This is a genomic window from Microbacterium sp. H37-C3 (assembly GCF_027157935.1).
Lineage (GTDB): Bacteria > Actinomycetota > Actinomycetes > Actinomycetales > Microbacteriaceae > Microbacterium > Microbacterium plantarum.
The window spans coordinates 242,647-258,777 of the sequence record NZ_JAPVLR010000001.1 but is presented as its reverse complement, the minus strand read 5'-3'; the positions used below and the strand labels follow the sequence as shown (position 1 = coordinate 258,777).

At 70.2% G+C, this 16,131-nt stretch carries 15 protein-coding genes; all 15 read right to left on the bottom strand.

Features of this window, described 5'->3' with window-relative positions; translation table 11 throughout:
* Positions 1-33: 33 nt before the first annotated feature.
* The 15 genes from O1W71_RS01125 to fmt are packed head-to-tail and all read right to left on the bottom strand — an operon-like array spanning position 34 to position 16,129.
* Positions 34-1,500, bottom strand: a complete 1,467-nt coding sequence (locus tag O1W71_RS01125) for a glutamate synthase subunit beta (RefSeq protein WP_112614840.1) — start codon at positions 1,498-1,500, stop codon at positions 34-36.
* On the bottom strand, positions 1,493-6,073 hold the full coding sequence (gltB, locus tag O1W71_RS01120) for a glutamate synthase large subunit (RefSeq protein ID WP_269266191.1): 4,581 nt from the start codon (positions 6,071-6,073) through the stop codon (positions 1,493-1,495). Before gltB ends, O1W71_RS01125 begins: the two co-directional genes overlap by 8 nt.
* Positions 6,074-6,126: 53 nt before the next feature.
* A complete protein-coding gene (lgt, locus tag O1W71_RS01115; RefSeq protein ID WP_269266189.1) occupies positions 6,127-7,101 on the bottom strand; it encodes a prolipoprotein diacylglyceryl transferase in 975 nt (324 codons plus the stop codon).
* A gap of 43 nt (positions 7,102-7,144) precedes the next feature.
* Entirely contained in the window at positions 7,145-7,939 is a 795-nt protein-coding gene (gene trpA / locus O1W71_RS01110; protein WP_112614846.1) for a tryptophan synthase subunit alpha, read from the bottom strand.
* The gene (gene trpB, locus O1W71_RS01105) at positions 7,936-9,195 is read right to left on the bottom strand and encodes a tryptophan synthase subunit beta (RefSeq protein WP_269266188.1); all 1,260 of its coding nucleotides are present in this window, start codon (positions 9,193-9,195) and stop codon (positions 7,936-7,938) included. Before trpB ends, trpA begins: the two co-directional genes overlap by 4 nt.
* Positions 9,192-9,968: an indole-3-glycerol phosphate synthase TrpC gene (gene trpC / locus O1W71_RS01100; protein WP_269266187.1), complete on the bottom strand. Its 777-nt coding sequence runs from the start codon at positions 9,966-9,968 to the stop codon at positions 9,192-9,194. Before trpC ends, trpB begins: the two co-directional genes overlap by 4 nt.
* Position 9,969: 1 nt before the next feature.
* Positions 9,970-10,197 carry a DUF6704 family protein gene (locus O1W71_RS01095; RefSeq protein WP_023950623.1) on the bottom strand — a complete coding sequence of 76 codons (228 nt, stop codon included), beginning with the start codon at positions 10,195-10,197 and terminating at the stop codon, positions 9,970-9,972.
* A 47-nt stretch (positions 10,198-10,244) separates the two neighbouring features.
* Positions 10,245-10,850, bottom strand: a complete 606-nt coding sequence (locus O1W71_RS01090; RefSeq protein ID WP_269266186.1) for a Trp biosynthesis-associated membrane protein — start codon at positions 10,848-10,850, stop codon at positions 10,245-10,247.
* Positions 10,847-11,203: a phosphoribosyl-AMP cyclohydrolase gene (gene hisI, locus O1W71_RS01085; protein ID WP_112614854.1), complete on the bottom strand. Its 357-nt coding sequence runs from the start codon at positions 11,201-11,203 to the stop codon at positions 10,847-10,849. Before hisI ends, O1W71_RS01090 begins: the two co-directional genes overlap by 4 nt.
* The gene (gene hisF, locus O1W71_RS01080) at positions 11,200-11,964 is read right to left on the bottom strand and encodes an imidazole glycerol phosphate synthase subunit HisF (RefSeq protein ID WP_269266185.1); all 765 of its coding nucleotides are present in this window, start codon (positions 11,962-11,964) and stop codon (positions 11,200-11,202) included. The genes hisI and hisF overlap by 4 nt, the downstream gene beginning before the upstream one ends.
* Position 11,965: 1 nt before the next feature.
* Positions 11,966-12,808: an ATP phosphoribosyltransferase gene (hisG, locus tag O1W71_RS01075; RefSeq protein WP_094261495.1), complete on the bottom strand. Its 843-nt coding sequence runs from the start codon at positions 12,806-12,808 to the stop codon at positions 11,966-11,968.
* Between the two features lie 40 nt (positions 12,809-12,848).
* Positions 12,849-13,112 carry a phosphoribosyl-ATP diphosphatase gene (locus O1W71_RS01070; protein ID WP_023950618.1) on the bottom strand — a complete coding sequence of 88 codons (264 nt, stop codon included), beginning with the start codon at positions 13,110-13,112 and terminating at the stop codon, positions 12,849-12,851.
* A 52-nt stretch (positions 13,113-13,164) separates the two neighbouring features.
* The gene (gene rpe, locus O1W71_RS01065) at positions 13,165-13,842 is read right to left on the bottom strand and encodes a ribulose-phosphate 3-epimerase (protein ID WP_269266184.1); all 678 of its coding nucleotides are present in this window, start codon (positions 13,840-13,842) and stop codon (positions 13,165-13,167) included.
* 17 nt (positions 13,843-13,859) lie between these two features.
* On the bottom strand, positions 13,860-15,212 hold the full coding sequence (locus O1W71_RS01060; RefSeq protein ID WP_269266183.1) for an RsmB/NOP family class I SAM-dependent RNA methyltransferase: 1,353 nt from the start codon (positions 15,210-15,212) through the stop codon (positions 13,860-13,862).
* Entirely contained in the window at positions 15,209-16,129 is a 921-nt protein-coding gene (gene fmt / locus O1W71_RS01055; protein ID WP_269266182.1) for a methionyl-tRNA formyltransferase, read from the bottom strand. Before fmt ends, O1W71_RS01060 begins: the two co-directional genes overlap by 4 nt.
* Between the last annotated feature and the right edge of the window lie 2 nt (positions 16,130-16,131).

Sequence of the window (16,131 nt, the reverse complement as noted above, 5' to 3'; positions counted from 1 at the left end):
TGGTTTCGGGTCGGGAGGGGGGTTGGGTCCAGCCTATGCCCGCTGGAGCCCGATCGCGACGTCGGTCGGACGCACCGGCGCCGGAAGGTCGGTGTCGCCCATCAGATAGCGGTCGACAGCGGATGCCGCGGCGCGGCCCTCCGCGATCGCCCACACGATGAGCGACTGTCCGCGCCCGGCGTCGCCGGCCACGAACACACCCGGCGTGGTGGTCTGATAGTCGTCAGCACGTTCCACGTTGCCGCGATCGGTGAACAACGTACCCAGCTGCGCCTCGAGCTCGGAGCGCTCGGGACCGGTGAAACCCATCGCGATCAGGACGAGGTCGGCGGGGATCTCGCGCTCGGTCCCGCTCTTGGGCACGCGGCGACCGTCGACGAACTCGGTCTCGGCGACGCGCAGCGCGCGCACCTCTCCCGCCTCGTTGCCGAGGAACTCGACCGTGGACGCCAGGTAGCTGCGCTCACCGCCTTCTTCGTGCGCGGAGGCGACCTCGAAGATGGTCGGCATCATCGGCCACGGCTGGGTGTCGGGGCGGTCCGACGGCGGCTGCTTGCCGATCGCGAGGTTCGTCACGCTGAGCGCGCCCTGACGGTGCGCCGTGCCGATGCAGTCCGCGCCGGTGTCACCACCGCCGATCACGACGACGTGCTTGCCCTCCGCGTGGATCTGGTTCGCGACCTGGTCTCCCGCGACGGCCTTGTTCGACTCGACGAGGTACTCCATCGCGAAGTGCACGCCGGCGAGGTCGCGGCCCGGGATCGCGAGGTCGCGGGGCAGGGTCGAGCCGGTCGCCACCACGACCGCGTCGTAGCGGGCGCGCAGCGCGTCCCACGAGATGTCCTTGCCGATCTCGACGCCGGCACGGAAACGCGTGCCCTCGTCCTGCATCTGACGCAGGCGCGCCTCGATGTGGCGCTTCTCCATCTTGAAGTCGGGGATGCCGTACCGCAGCAGGCCGCCGATGCGGTCGTCGCGCTCGTAGACGGCGACGGTGTGACCGGCGCGGGTCAGCTGCTGCGCGGCGGCGAGTCCGGCGGGGCCGGAGCCGACGACGGCAACCGTCTTGCCCGTCAGACGCCCCGGGGGCTCGGCCTCGACCCATCCGTTGGCGAACGCCTCGTCGATCGTCGAGACCTCGATCTGCTTGATCGTGACCGGCGGCTGGTTGATGCCGAGAACGCACGAGCTCTCGCACGGTGCCGGGCACAGGCGCCCGGTGAACTCCGGGAAGTTGTTCGTGGCGTGCAGACGCTCGATGGCCGAGCGCCCCTCGCCACGCCACATGAGGTCGTTCCACTCGGGGATGAGGTTGCCCAGCGGGCACCCCTGATGGCAGAACGGCACGCCGCAGTCCATGCAGCGCCCCGCCTGACGGCGGAGCACGGCGCTGTCACCGGGCTCGTAGACCTCGCGCCAGTCCATGATGCGGACGGGAACGGGACGGCGCTTGGGGAGCTCGCGCTCCGTGATCTTCAGGAAGCCCTTGGGGTCAGCCACGGGTCACCTCCAGGATGCGGCTCCAGACCTCGTCGCCGTCGGGGTCGAGCCCCTCGGCGGCCGCCGTCTGTCGGGTTTCGAGCACCGCGGCGTAGTCGCGCGGCACCACACGGACGAAGTTGGCGACCTCGTTCTCGAAGTCCTCCAGCAGCCGGGCTGCCAGCTCGGACCCCGTCTCGGCGACGTGGCGCTCGAGCAGGTCGCGGAGGATCTCGGCGTCGCCGGACCCCATCTCCCCGAGCACGAGCTCGCCGCTGGCCATGGCCTCGCGGTTCACGTTCGCGGTCTCGAGGCGGTAGACGTAGGCGTTGCCACCCGACATCCCGGCACCGAGGTTGCGCCCGGTGGCGCCGAGGATCACGGCGAGGCCGCCGGTCATGTACTCCAGCGCGTGGTCGCCCACGCCCTCGACCACGGCCGTGGCCCCGGAGTTGCGCACGAGGAACCGCTCCCCCACGACGCCGCGCAGGAACATCGTGCCCTGCGTCGCACCGTAGCCGATGACGTTGCCCGCGATGACGTTCTCCGACGCGTCGAAGGCCGCTCCGCGCGGCGGGCGCACGACGATCTGTCCACCCGAGAGCCCCTTGCCGACGTAGTCGTTCGAGTCTCCCTCGAGACGCAGCGTGATGCCGGCGGGGACGAAGGCTCCGAAGGACTGTCCGGCCGAACCCGTCAGGTTCACCACGATCGAGTCGGCAGGGAGGCCGTTCTCGCCGTGCGCGAGCGTGACCCGGTTGCCCAGCATCGTGCCCACGGCGCGCTCGGTGTTGCGGATGGGCAGATCGATCTCGATGTGACCGCCGTGCGCGACGACATCCTGCGCTCGTTCGATGAGCTGCACATCGAAGTGCGCGTCGAGCTCGTGATCCTGGTCGCGCCGGTGACGACGCGGCGCGTCGTCGGCGAACGCGGGTCCGGTGAGGATGGGTCCGAGGTCGAGGCCGTTGGCCTTCCAGTGCTCGATCGCGCCGTCGACGTCGAGGACGTCGTTGCGCCCGATCGCCTCGTCGAGCGAGCGGAAACCGAGCTCGGCCAGGTACTCGCGGACCTCCTGCGCGACGAACTCCATGAAGTTGACCACGAACTCGGGCTTGCCGGTGAAGCGCTCGCGGAGCACGGGGTTCTGCGTCGCGACGCCCACAGGACACGTGTCGAGGTGGCAGACGCGCATCATGATGCAGCCCTCGACGACCAGGGCGGTGGTGGCGAAACCGAACTCCTCGGCGCCGAGCAGCGCGGCGATCACGACGTCGCGGCCGGTCTTCAGCTGGCCGTCGGCCTGCACGACCACGCGGTCGCGCATGTCGTTGAGCATGAGCGTCTGCTGCGTCTCGGCGAGGCCGAGCTCCCAGGGCGTGCCAGCGTGCTTGAGCGAGTTGAGCGGGCTCGCGCCCGTTCCGCCGTCGTGCCCGGAGACGAGGATGACGTCCGCGAGGGCCTTCGCCGTTCCCGCCGCGACCGCCCCGATGCCCGACTGGCTCACGAGCTTGACGTGCACCCGGGCGGCCGGGTTCGCGCGCTTGACATCGAAGATCAGCTGCTTGAGGTCTTCGATCGAGTAGATGTCGTGGTGCGGCGGCGGCGAGATGAGACCGACGCCCGGGGTGCCACCGCGGGTGCGGGCGATCCACGGATACACCTTGCCGGGCGGCAGCTGACCGCCCTCGCCGGGCTTGGCGCCCTGGGCGAGCTTGATCTGGATGTCGTCGGCATGCGTGAGGTACATGCTCGTGACCCCGAAACGGCCCGAGGCGACCTGCTTGATCGCGCTGCGGCGCTCGGGGTCGAGCAGACGCTCGACGTCCTCGCCGCCCTCGCCCGTGTTCGACTTCGCGCCGAGCCGGTTCATCGCGATCGCGAGCGTCTCGTGCGCCTCCTTCGAGATCGAGCCGTAGCTCATCGCGCCCGTCGAGAATCGCTTCACGATCGACGCGACCGACTCGACCTCGTCGATCGGTACCGGGGGCCGGACGCCGGTGCGCAGCTTGAACATGCCGCGCAGCGTCTTCAGCTCGGCCGCCTGATCGTCGACGAGCTTCGTGTACTCGCGGAAGATGTCGTAACGACGGGTGCGGGTCGCGTGCTGGAGTCGGAAGACCGTGTCCGGGTTGAACAGGTGCGGGGCACCGTCGCGGCGCCACTGGTACTCACCACCGGTCCACAGTCGCTCGTGGGCGCGGACCGCGGCGTCTTCCGGATACGCGTAGGCGTGCCGCGCGGCGTTCTCTGCCGCGATGACCTCGATGCCGATACCGCCGAGCTTGGTCTCGGTGCCGGTGAAGTAGTTCGACACGAACTCGTCGGAGAGCCCGACGGCTTCGAACACCTGGGCGCCGGCGTAGGACGAGACGGTCGAGATGCCCATCTTGGACATGATCTTCAGCACGCCCTTGCCGAGCGCGTAGATGAGGTTCTTGACGGCCTTCTCGGGAGTGACGCCGGTGATGTATCCGGCACGCACGAGGTACTCGACGGTCTCCATCGCGAGGTACGGGTTGACCGCCGACGCGCCGTAGCCGAGGAGCGTCGCGACGTGGTGCACCTCGCGGACATCGCCGGCCTCGACCACGAGACCGACCCGCATACGGGTCTGCTGCCGGATGAGGTGGTGGTGCACCGCGGCGAGCATGAGCAGCGACGGGATGGGGGCAAGGTCCTTGTTCGAGTCGCGGTCGCTGAGCACGAGGAACTCCGCGCCGTCCTCGATGGCCTGGTCGGCCTCGGCGCACATCTGCGCGAGGCGCTTCTGCATGCCCTTGTGACCGGCCTCGACGCGGTAGAGACCGCGGATCGTCACCGACGAGCGGCCCTTGAGGGCGGTGTCGATGTGCTGGATCTTGGCGAGCTCGTCGTTGTCGATCACGGGGAAGTCGAGCGTCACCGTGCGGGTGTGCTCCGGCCCCCAGGCCAGCAGGTTCGCCTCGGGACCGAGCCCGAGGGACAGGGAGGTGACGACCTCTTCGCGGATCGAGTCCAGCGGCGGGTTCGTCACCTGCGCGAACTGCTGCGTGAAGTAGTCGAACAGCAGGCGCGGGCGCTCGCTGAGCACCGCGACGGGGGTGTCGCTGCCCATGGCACCGAGCGGCTCGGCTCCCACCTGCCCCATGGGGGTGAGGAGGATGCGCACCTCCTCCTCGGTGTAGCCGAAGGTGCGCTGGCGGCGCGTGATCGACGCGATGGGGTGCACGATGTGCTCGCGCTCGGGCAGGTCCTTGAGCCGCACGCGACCGGCGTCGAGCCACTCCTGCCACGGGTGGAGCGTCGCCAGCTCGCGCTTGATCTCCTCGTCCTCGACGATGCGGCCCGCGGCCGTGTCGACGACGAACATCCGCCCGGGCTGCAGGCGACCGCGGCGCTTGATCCGCTCGGGGGCGAAGTCGAGCACGCCGGTCTCGCTGCCGATGACGACCAGCCCGTCGGTGGTCTCGGTCCATCGTCCCGGGCGCAGGCCGTTGCGGTCGAGAGTGGCGCCGACGAGCGTGCCGTCGGTGAAGATGAGGGCAGCCGGGCCGTCCCAGGGCTCCATCTGGATGGAGTGGTAGTCGTAGAACGCCCGGAGATCGGGATCGATGTCGGTCTGCTTCTCGTACGCCTCGGGCACCATCATCATGACGGCGTGCGGCAGGCTGCGCCCGGTGAGCGTGAGCAGTTCGAGGACCTCGTCGAACGAGGCCGAGTCGCTCGCTCCGTCCGTGCAGATCGGCAGCAGCGGCTGCACATCGCCGAGCAGCTCGGACTCGAGCTGCGACTGGCGCGCGCGCATCCAGTTGCGGTTGCCCTTGACGGTGTTGATCTCACCATTGTGCGCGAGCATGCGCAGTGGCTGCGCGAGCGGCCACGACGGGAAGGTGTTGGTCGAGTAGCGCGAGTGCACCACCGCGAGCTCCGACGCGAAGCGCTCGTCCTGCAGATCGGGGTAGAACGGCTCGAGCTGGAGCGTCGTGACCATGCCCTTGTAGCCGAGCGTGCGGCTCGACAGCGACACGAAGTAGGCGTCGTGCTCATGGCGGGCGCGCTTGCGCAGGCGATAGACCCGGCGGTCGAGCTCGATTCCGGCGAGGGCGGGCGCGTCGCCAACGGCAGGACGCGACACGAAGAGCTGCTCGAAAGCGGGGCGTGCGGCGAAGGCGAGCTTGCCGAGGTTCTCGTCCTCGGTCGGCACGTCGCGCCAGCCCAGGACCGTCAGACCCTCGGATGCCGCGAGCGCCTCGATGTCGGCCTTCAGAGCGTGGCGTTCGTCGGCGTCGCGCGGCAGGAACGCCATACCCGCGGCGTACTCGCCGGCGGGCGGCAGGTCGAAGTCGACGACCTCGCGGAGGAACGCATCGGGCATCTGCGTCAGGATCCCGGCTCCGTCTCCGGTTCCTGCGTCGGAGCCGATGGCGCCGCGGTGCTCGAGGTTGCGCAGAGCCGTCAGGGCGAGCTCGACGATGTCGTGACCGGCTTCGCCGCGCAGCGTGGCGACCATCGCCAGACCACACGCGTCCTTCTCGAACGCAGGGTTGTACATGCCCTGCTTAGGAGGGAATGAACCGAAACCGGACTTTTGGGGTCGAGGGCTCGAGGCCATACTGACCGTCCTCACATTGGTGCTGAAACCGGGACGACGTCGGCCCTGGGGAACTACTGCTTCGAGGTGACTGCGCTTGTGGCGCTGCCTGCGTGAGCTTCGGGCGTCGGGGGTGCGCTCAGATCCACGAAGTCTTCGGTGCTCTGCGATTGTAGCGCGCTCGGAGCGACCCATTCGCGACCCGGCTGATAAGGCGACGGCTCGTCGCCCGGGTGACGTCGCGTCTGCACCACGATGATCGCGATTCCGACCACGACGGCGAAGATCGCCGCCCAGACGTTGGTGCGGATGCCGAGGATGATCTCACTCGGATCGATCCGGATCGACTCCCACACGATGCGGCCGGCGCCGTACCAGACGAGGTAGAGACCGAAGAGCTTGCCCCACTGCGCCCAGGCCTTGCGACCGACCCACAGCAGCACGAGCACGCCGAGACCGTTCCAGATCACCTCGTAGAGGAACGTCGGGTGGAAGAGCGTGTCAGGAGCCAGTCCCGCGGGGAACGCGGGGTTGCTGGGATCGATCTCCAGCCCCCAGGGCAGGTCGGTGGGGAGTCCGAAGAGCTCCTGGTTGAACCAGTTCCCGAACCGCCCCATCGCCTGAGCGAGCAGGATTCCCGGAGCCAGCGCGTCGGCGAAGCTCCAGAACCGGATGCCGGTCCACTTGCAGCCGAGGTAGGCGCCCACGGCACCGCCGATGAGCGCACCGAAGATCGCGATGCCGCCTTCCCAGATGAAGAGCACCGCCCACGGGTTCTTGTCGGGTCCGAAGTAGAACCCCGGGTGCGTCAGGACGTGGAATGCGCGCGCACCCACCAGGGCCAATGGCACAGCCAGCAGTGCGATGTCGATGACGACCCACGGCTCCGCACCGCGCCTCGTGAGGCGGTGGTTGGTCATCAGCGTCGCGACGATGATCCCGGCGATGATGCACAGCGCGTAGAAGTGGATGCGCAGCGGGCCCAGGTCGATGTAGCTCACCGACGGGCTCGGGATGCTCGCGACGAGCGTGTGTGCAGCGTGGATCATCGGATCGTCCCTCGGAAATCGGTGGTCGTGCGACCGAAAAAGTCTAGACGCGCTCGCGGGCGGTGCCCGCCGCGAGTTCACGCGCGGTGTCGGTGAGTCCGGCCACTCCCCCGTCGCGCAGGGCACGCACGAGTGCGGTCCCGACGATGGCGCCGTCGGCATAGTCGACGACGCCCGCGACCTGCTCGGGCGTCGAGATGCCGATGCCGACGCAGGCGTGGGCTGCGCCGAGCGCACGGATACGGCCGACGAGAGTGCGGGCGGCCGCGTCGAGCTCCGTCCGCTCCCCCGTGATTCCCATGGTCGAAACGGTGTACACGAAGCCCGTGGAGGCCTCGACGATCATCCGCAGTCGCTCCTCGGTCGACGTCGGTGCGGCGAGGAAGACGCGGTCGAGCCCCGTGCGCTCCGACGCGGCGAGCCACTCGGGCGCCGCATCCGGAGTGATGTCCGGCGTGATCAGACCTGCACCGCCGGCCGAGACCAGGTCGTCGGCGAAACGGTCGACGCCGTACTGCAGCACGGGGTTCCAGTAGGTCATGACGAGGATCGGGATGTCGACGCGCTCTGCGATCGCCCGGACTGCCGTGAAGGTGTCGCGCAGTCGGAAACCCGCGGCCAGGGCGACCTGGGTCGCCTCCTGGATGACGACGCCGTCCATCACGGGGTCGGAGTACGGGGGGCCGAGCTCGAGGACGTCGGCGCCGGCCTCTGCCAGCGCGACGGCGGCCTCGATGCTCGTCTCGAGATCGGGGAAGCCGAGCGGAAGGTAACCGACGAACGCGCCGCGCCCCTCGGCGTGTGCGGCCTCGATCGCCGCGGCCACGCGGGAGGTCACAGCTCCACTCCTTCGCCCGACGCCGCCTCGTCGTGTTCGGGCTCGACCACCGGCTCCGCACCGTCGTCGTACAGCTCGAACCAGCGCGCCGCGGTGTCCATGTCCTTATCGCCGCGCCCCGACAGGTTGACGGCGATGACGGCGTCGGGGCCGAGTTCACGTCCGATGCGCAGCGCACCGGCCAGCGCATGGGCCGACTCGATAGCGGGAATGATGCCCTCGGTGCGACTCAGCAGCCGCAGCGCCTCCATCGCCTCGGTGTCGGTGGCCGGGATGTAGGACGCACGGCCGATGGACGCCAACCAGGCGTGCTCGGGGCCGACGCCCGGATAGTCGAGTCCCGCGGAGATCGAGTGCGACTCGACCGTCTGACCGTCCTCGTCCTGCAGCACGAAAGTCTTCGCCCCGTGCAGGACGCCCGGGCGGCCCCGCCCGATCGACGCGGCGTGACGCTCGGTGTCGACTCCCTCACCCGCGGCCTCGACGCCGTACAGTGCGACGCCCTCGTCATCGAGGAAGGCGTCGAACATGCCGATCGCATTCGATCCGCCGCCGACGCAGGCGACGACGGCATCCGGAAGCCGCCCGGTCTCGGCGAGGAGCTGCTCGCGTGCCTCTTCCGAGATGATCTTCTGGAAATCGCGCACCATGGCGGGGAACGGATGCGGCCCCGCCGCGGTGCCGAAGATGTAGTTGGTGGTCTCGACCGAGGCGACCCAGTCGCGGTACGCCTCGTTGATCGCGTCCTTGAGGGTGCGCGACCCCGTCGTGACCGGCACGACCTCGGCGCCGAGCAAGCGCATCCGCGCGACGTTGAGCGCCTGCCGCTCCGTGTCGACCTCGCCCATGTAGATCGTGCAGTCGAAGCCGAACAGTGCTGCGGCCGTCGCCGTCGCGACGCCGTGCTGACCGGCTCCGGTCTCGGCGATGACGCGCGTCTTGCCGAGACGCTTGGTCAGCATCGCCTGACCGATCACGTTGTTGATCTTGTGCGAGCCGGTGTGGTTGAGATCCTCGCGCTTGAGGAACACGCGCGCGCCACCGGCGTGCTTGGCGAAACGCGGCACCTCCGTCAACGCGGACGGACGTCCGGCGTAGGTCGCGAGGGTCCGCGTCAGTTCGGCCGCGAACTCGGGGTCGGCCATGGCCGACTCGTATACCGCTGTCAGCTCGTCGATCGCCGCGATGAGGGATTCGGGCATGAATCGCCCGCCGAACTCACCGAAGAAGGGACCATGCTGTTCTCGCAGGCTCACGCGCCGGCCTCCAGGAATGCGTGCAGGGTGGTCACGGGGTCGTTGGTCACGAGCGCCTCGCCGATCAGGACGGCGTCGGCACCCGCGCGACGGTAGTGGGACACGTCGTCGGGGGTGAGGACGGCGGACTCCGCGATCTTCACAGCGTCAGCCGGAAGGTGCTCCACGAGCCGGCCGAAGAGATCGCGATCGAGCTCGAACGTCGAAAGGTTGCGCGCGTTGACGCCGACCAGACGCGCTCCGATGTCGGCGGCACGATGCACCTCGTCGAGCGAGTGGGTCTCAACGAGCGGCGTCATGCCGAGTTCGAGCACGAGCTCGTGGAGCTCGGCCAGCACCGGCTGCTCGAGCGCGGCGACGATCAGCAGCACCAGGTCGGCGCCTGCTGCCCGCGCCTCGAAGACCTGGTAGGCGCCTGCGATGAAGTCCTTGCGGAGAACGGGGATCGACACCTCGGCGCGAACGGCCTCGAGGTCGGCCAGGCTCCCCTTGAAACGTCGCCCCTCGGTCAGCACGGAGATGACGGATGCGCCGCCCTCCTGATACCGCGCGGCCTGCAGCGCCGGGTCGGGAATGGCGGCGAGATCGCCCCGCGAGGGGCTCGCGCGCTTGACCTCGGCGATGATCTTGACCCGCTCGGCCGGCGCGAGCGCCGCGAGGGCGTCCCGGGCCGGGGCCTGAGCGAGCGCGTCGCGCTCGACGACGGCGAGGGGCCGCTCGGCCGCACGGGCCTCGGCATCCTCGACGGCGCCGGCCGTGAGACCGGCCAGCACGTCAGTGCGCTTTCGGGGTGTACTTGTCGCCGTATGCGCCGTAGCCGGCCTTCGCCATGGCCCAGCCGACGATCAGGCCGACGACCAGGAGACCCGCGGACGCCCAGACCAGCACCGGCATGTCGAGCCAGAAGAACAGGGTGCCGAGCGCGAACGCCAGAAGCATGATCACCACAGCGGTCCACGCCGCCGGGGAGTGTCCGTGGCCGGGGTCGCCGATGTTGCTCATTGTTCTCCTTCGCGGGATCTCTCGGGCTGAGGTCAGTCTACCGGGGCTCAGGCGGTCGGATCGGACCCGCGGCTGAGGTCGTCCCAGGAATCGATCGGATCGTGCGAATCATGCGGACGCGATCCGCCGGGACGGCGGGCCTCGACAGTGGGGTCGGTGCGATAGCGGCGCGCGGTGCTGCGCCACGAGCGCGCCGTGACGAGAGTGAGCACGCCGCCCGCGCACACCACCAGCGCGCCGATCGCCGTGATCCAGGGCCAAGCGGTGACGGTGATGGCCGACACGAGGGTCCCGACCGCCTCGACCCCCGCGAGGCCCGTCGTGTCGGCGACGACGCCGACCACGGCCTCCGGCGGTGCCGTGAGGGCGATCCGCAGCGACTCGGCGAGGAGAGCCGCGCCGATGAGCACGCCGATGACACCGAAGACGTAGCGGAGCACCGTGCCGACGATCGACAGCGCCAGACCGAGCGCCAGCGCCGCCAGGCCGAGCGGGGTGACGAGCGGGAGCGCTTCGGTGCCCGGCACCGGAAGGACCGCCTGGGCGCCGTCGCGCAGCGTCGCCTCGAGCCAGGGCTGGGTCGCGCCGATGACCGCGAGGCCGCCGCCGACGACGGCCGCGAGGACGGCGAGCATGCGGGACCGGCGGGTCATGGCACCGCGACGACGGGGTCGAGGTCGTCCGCGTCGAAGCATGTGCGGGTGCCGGTGTGGCACGCAGCACCAACCTGCTCGACGAGCAGGAGCACGGCGTCGCCGTCGCAGTCGAGCCGCGCCCCGCGGACGAGCTGGACGTGGCCGGACGTGTCGCCCTTGCGCCAGTACTCCTGGCGCGAGCGCGACCAGAAGGTCACGCGTCCGCTCGTGAGCGTGCGGCGCAGCGCCTCGGCATCCATCCACGCCAGCATGAGCACTTCGCGCGTGTCGTGCTGCTGGACGATCGCGGCGACGAGCCCGTTCGCGTCGAACGAGACCCGGGCGATGCGCTCGTCGATGCTCTCGGTCATCGCCGCACCTCGATGCCCTGAGCGGTCAGCGCGTCCTTGACGTCGGCGATCGTGAGCTGGCCTGAGTGGAACACGGATGCCGCCAGGACGGCATCCGCTCCTGCCTCGATGGCGGGGACGAAATGCTCCGTCGCACCCGCGCCGCCCGAGGCGATCACCGGGACGGACGAGATCTCGCGCATCAGCGAGATGAGCTCGAGATCGAAGCCGTCCTTGGTGCCGTCGGCATCGATCGAGTTGACGAGCAACTCCCCCGCACCCCGTTCGATGGCCTCGCGCGCCCAGGCGAGCGCGTCGATCGAGGTCGCCGTTCGCCCGCCGTGCGTCGTCACGACGAAACCCGATTCGGTGCCCTCGGCGCGCTTGACATCGAGCGAGAGAACGAGGACCTGCGCGCCGAAGCGGTCGGCGATCTCACCGAGCAGCTCGGGGCGAGCGATCGCGGCCGAGTTGACGCCGACCTTGTCGGCACCGACCGAGAGGAGCCGCGCCACATCGTCGACCGAGCGGACGCCGCCTCCCACGGTGAGCGGGATGAAGACCTGCTCCGCGGTGCGACGGACGACGTCGTAGGTCGTGGCGCGTCCGTCGACGGTCGCGGTGACGTCGAGGAAGGTCAGCTCGTCGGCGCCCTGCTCGAAGTACAGTCGCGCGAGCTCGACCGGATCGCCCATGTCGCGCAGATTCTCGAAGTTGACGCCCTTGACGACGCGACCGGCGGCGACGTCCAGGCACGGGATGACGCGGCGTGCCAACGTCATGTCAGAGCCTCGCGTTGTGGATCGCGGTGACGAGGATCGCGCGCGCGCCGATGGCGTACAGCTCGTCCATCGTCGTGTTCACGCTCGCGCGCGGCACCATCACGCGGACCGCCACCCACTCGGGGTCGCGCAGCGGCGAGATCGTCGGCGACTCGATGCCACCCGCGATAGCGACGGCCTCATCCACCAGCGCGGCCGGCAGGTCGTAGTCCACCAGCACGTAGCGGCGCGCGACGAGCACGCCGCGAAGCCGGCGCAGCAGCCGCTCGGTGCCGTCCGCATCGTGGGGACCCGCGATCAGCACGGCCTCCGAACGCAGGATCTCGGGACCGAAGACCTCGAGTCCGGCCTGACGGAGGGTCGTGCCCGTCTCGACGACGTCGGCGACGGCGTCTGCGACGCCCAGGCGGACCGCGGACTCGACGGCACCGTCGAGCGGCACGAGGTCGACGGCGATCCCGCGCTCGTCGAGGAACGCGTCGACGAGCCCGGGGTACGACGTCGCGATGCGCTTGCCGGCGAGCTCGGCCACGTCGGTGAACGTGCCGGTCGGGGCCGCGAAGCGGAAGGTCGAACCCGCGAAGCCGAGCCGTTCGATCTCGCGCGCGCCCGGCATGCGGGCGTCGAGCAGCAGGTCGCGGCCGGTGATGCCGACGTCGAGGGCGCCCGAGCCGACGTAGGTGGCGATGTCCTTCGGACGCAGGTAGAAGAACTCGACCTCGTTGACGGGGTCGATGACGTGGAGGTCCTTCGAGTCGCGGCGTCCGGTGTATCCGGCCTCGGCCAGCATCTCGGCGGCGGTCTCGGCGAGCGATCCCTTGTTCGGGACGGCGATGCGCAGCATGGGGGTCTTTCTGTCTCGGAGCGGGAGGGCGGGGCGTCGCTCAGAGATGTCGGTAGACGTCTTCGGGGCTCAGACCCTTGCTGATCATGAGCACCTGCAGGTGGTAGAGCAGCTGCGAGATCTCCTCGGCCGTCTCGGCATCGGACTGGTACTCGGCCGCCATCCAGACCTCGGCCGCCTCCTCGACGATCTTCTTGCCGATGGCGTGCACACCGCGGTCGAGCTGCGCGACCGTGCCCGAGCCCTCGGGCCGGGTCTCGGCGATAGAGGTGAGCTCTGCGAACAGCGCGTCGAACGTCTTCACCTAGCCAGGGTACCGGCCCGCGACGGGCGATCCGACCGCGGCGGGCGACGGATCAGTGCCGGTGCGCCCGCAGCGCCCGATCGCGGAGGGTCGCGATCGCGGCATCCGGATCGTCGGCGCCGAACACCGCCGAGCCGGCCACGAACGTGTCGGCTCCGGCCTCGGCCGCCTGCGCGATCGTCGACTCGGAGATCCCGCCGTCGACCTGCAGCCAGACGGAAGAACCGCGACGGCGCGCCTCGTCGGCGAGCCGGCGGAGCTTGGGCATCTGGTCGGCCATGAAGGTCTGGCCGCCGAAGCCCGGTTCGACCGTCATGACGAGGATCTGATCGAACTCGTCCAGGACGTCGAAGAGGCCCTCGACGGGCGTTGCGGGCTTGACGGCGACACCGGCGCGTGAGCCGATCGAGCGCAGCCGGCGAGCGAGCGCGACGGGGTCGGTGGCGGCCTCGAGATGGAAGGTGACGCTCGCGGCACCGAGCTCGGCGTAGCCGGGACCCCAGCGATCGACGTCCGAGATCATCAGGTGGACGTCGAGCGGAATCGGACTCGTGGCCTGGATCCGCTCGACCATCTGCGGCCCGAACGTCAGGTTCGGGACGAAGTGGTTGTCCATCACATCGACGTGGACGAAGTCGGCCGATCGGATGCGGCCGAGCTCGGCCTGCATGTTCACGAAATCCGCGGCCAGGATGCTGGGGTTGATGCGCAGGGCGTCGGCGTCGCTCACTCCCCCATTATCGCCGTTCACGGCTTCTGCAGCAGGGTGATGGACATGGCGTCGGTGCCGTGGCGGTGGGGCCACAGCTGCGCGCGGCCCGACCCGTCCTGCGGCTCGGGCAGATCGATCTCTCCCCGACTGACCGCCCGGACGACCTCGCGGGCATCGAGCTCCCGGAGATCGGGGTGGGCTGCTCGCACGTCGGCGACGACCACGGCGGTCTCGGCGAGGTGGGGAGAACAGGTCACGTAGGCGACGACCCCGCCCGGGGCGAGCGCATCGACGGCGGCGGAGAGCAGTTCGCGCTGGAGGGCGCTGAGGTCGGGGACATCCGCGGGGCTCTTGCGCCAGCGCGCCTCCGGCCGGCGACGGAGCGCGCCGAGCCCCGTGCAGGGCGCATCGACGAGGATGCGGTCGTAACGACCTCGGCCGGCACGCTCGCGCCCGTCCTCCTCCGATACCGGCACCTCGAGCGGAACGCCGGCGACCGAGGATCGAACGAGACGTGCGCGCGCAGGCGAGATCTCGTTGGCCTCGACCACGGCCCCTCCCGCCAGGGCCTCGGCGGCCAGGACAGCGGTCTTGCCGCCCGGCGCGGCGCACAGATCGAGCCAGCGCTCACCGGCGCGGACCGGGAGCGCGCGCGACAGCGCGAGCGCCGCGAGCTGGGAACCCTCGTCTTGGACGCGGATGCGGCCTTCCGCGCGACGCACCATGGGCTCGGGATCACCGCCGTCGAGGCGGAAACCGAGCGGCGAGTACGGTGTCCGTGCCCGGTCGGCGGGGATGTCGGCGAGGCCCGGCAGTGCGGTCATCGTGACGCTCGGCGAGACGTTGTCGGCGGCCAGCAGCTCGTCGAGTTCGTCCGCGCGCCCCTCGGCCGCGAGTGCCCGACGGAACGCACGGATGACCCATACCGGGTGGGAGTATCGCAGCCCCAGCCGCTCGTCGTCCGAGCGCGCTGCGGCATCTACCCGCTGCAGCCAATCGCCCGGGTTGTCCCGCGCGATGCGTCGCAGGACCGCGTTGGCGAAACCGGCCGCGTTGGGCGCGCCCGCGCGCCGCACCAGCTCGACGCTCTCGTTCACCGCGGCATGAGACGCGACCCGCGTCGACAGCAGCTGATGGACACCGAGGCGCAGCGCGTCGCGCACCGGCGGATCGATCGTCTCGATGGAACGCCCTGACGCCTGCTCGATGATCGCGTCGTAGGTGCCCTGGCGGCGCAGCGTGCCGTATGTCAGCTCGGTCGCGAGCCCGGCGTCGGCAGGGCTCAGTCCCGCCCGCCGCAGCTCCTGCGGCAGAAGGAGGTTCGCATACGCGTCGGAGTCGGCCACCGCGCGCAGCACGTCGAAGGCGACACGGCGTGCGGGGTTCACGATCCCGCCTCGAGGCTGTCGGCGCGCAGTCCGCGCCACCAGTCGGGAGCCGGCATCGCGCCGCGCCCCGCGGGCTGCACCGACAGGAGCGAGATCGTGCCGTCGGCGGTTCCGACGAGGACCTCCTTACCGACGAGGCGAATCTCGCGCGGTGCGAGGGCAGCGGCATCCGGCCCGCGCCTCGCAGACAGCACCTTGAGCCGCTGCCCGGCCACCGTGGTGTGCGCGCCGGGCTCGGGCGTCGTGCCGCGGAAGCGGTCGAGCACCGTGTCGGCGGGCAGTGCGAAATCGAGGAGCCCGTCGGCGAGCGTGAGCTTGGGAGCGAGGGTCGGCTCGCCCGTCTGCGCGACGGCGGTCGCGGTGCCGTCGGCGATCGCGTCGACGACATCCGAGACGGTGTCCGCACCCAGATCCGCGAGTTCGGCGAGAAGTCGCCCCGCGGTGGCGCCCCGGTCCACCGGGTGGCGCGTCTGCGCGAAGACATCGCCCGCGTCGAGCTCAGGAACGAGCTGGAACACGCTTACGCCGCTCACCCGGTCCCCGGCGATGAGCGAATGCTGCACCGGCGCCGCCCCGCGCCAGGCCGGCAGCAGCGAGAAATGCAGGTTGATCCACCCGTGCCGCGGTGCCGACAGGAGCGGCTCGCGCACCAGCCCTCCGTACGCGACGATGACGCCGAGGTCGGCGCCCCACGACGTGATCGTCTCCGTCGCCGCCGCATCGAGGCGGTCGGTCTTCAGCACCGGCAGTCCGAGCTCAACCGCGAGCGCGCCGACCGGAGAGGGCGTCAGCACGCGCTTGCGACCGAGCGGCGCGTCGCGGCGCGTCACGACTCCGACGACCTCGTGGCGAGAGGCGGCGAGTCGCCGGAGCGAGGGCAGGGCGGGTTCCGGTGTCCCGGCGAAGACGATGCGCATGG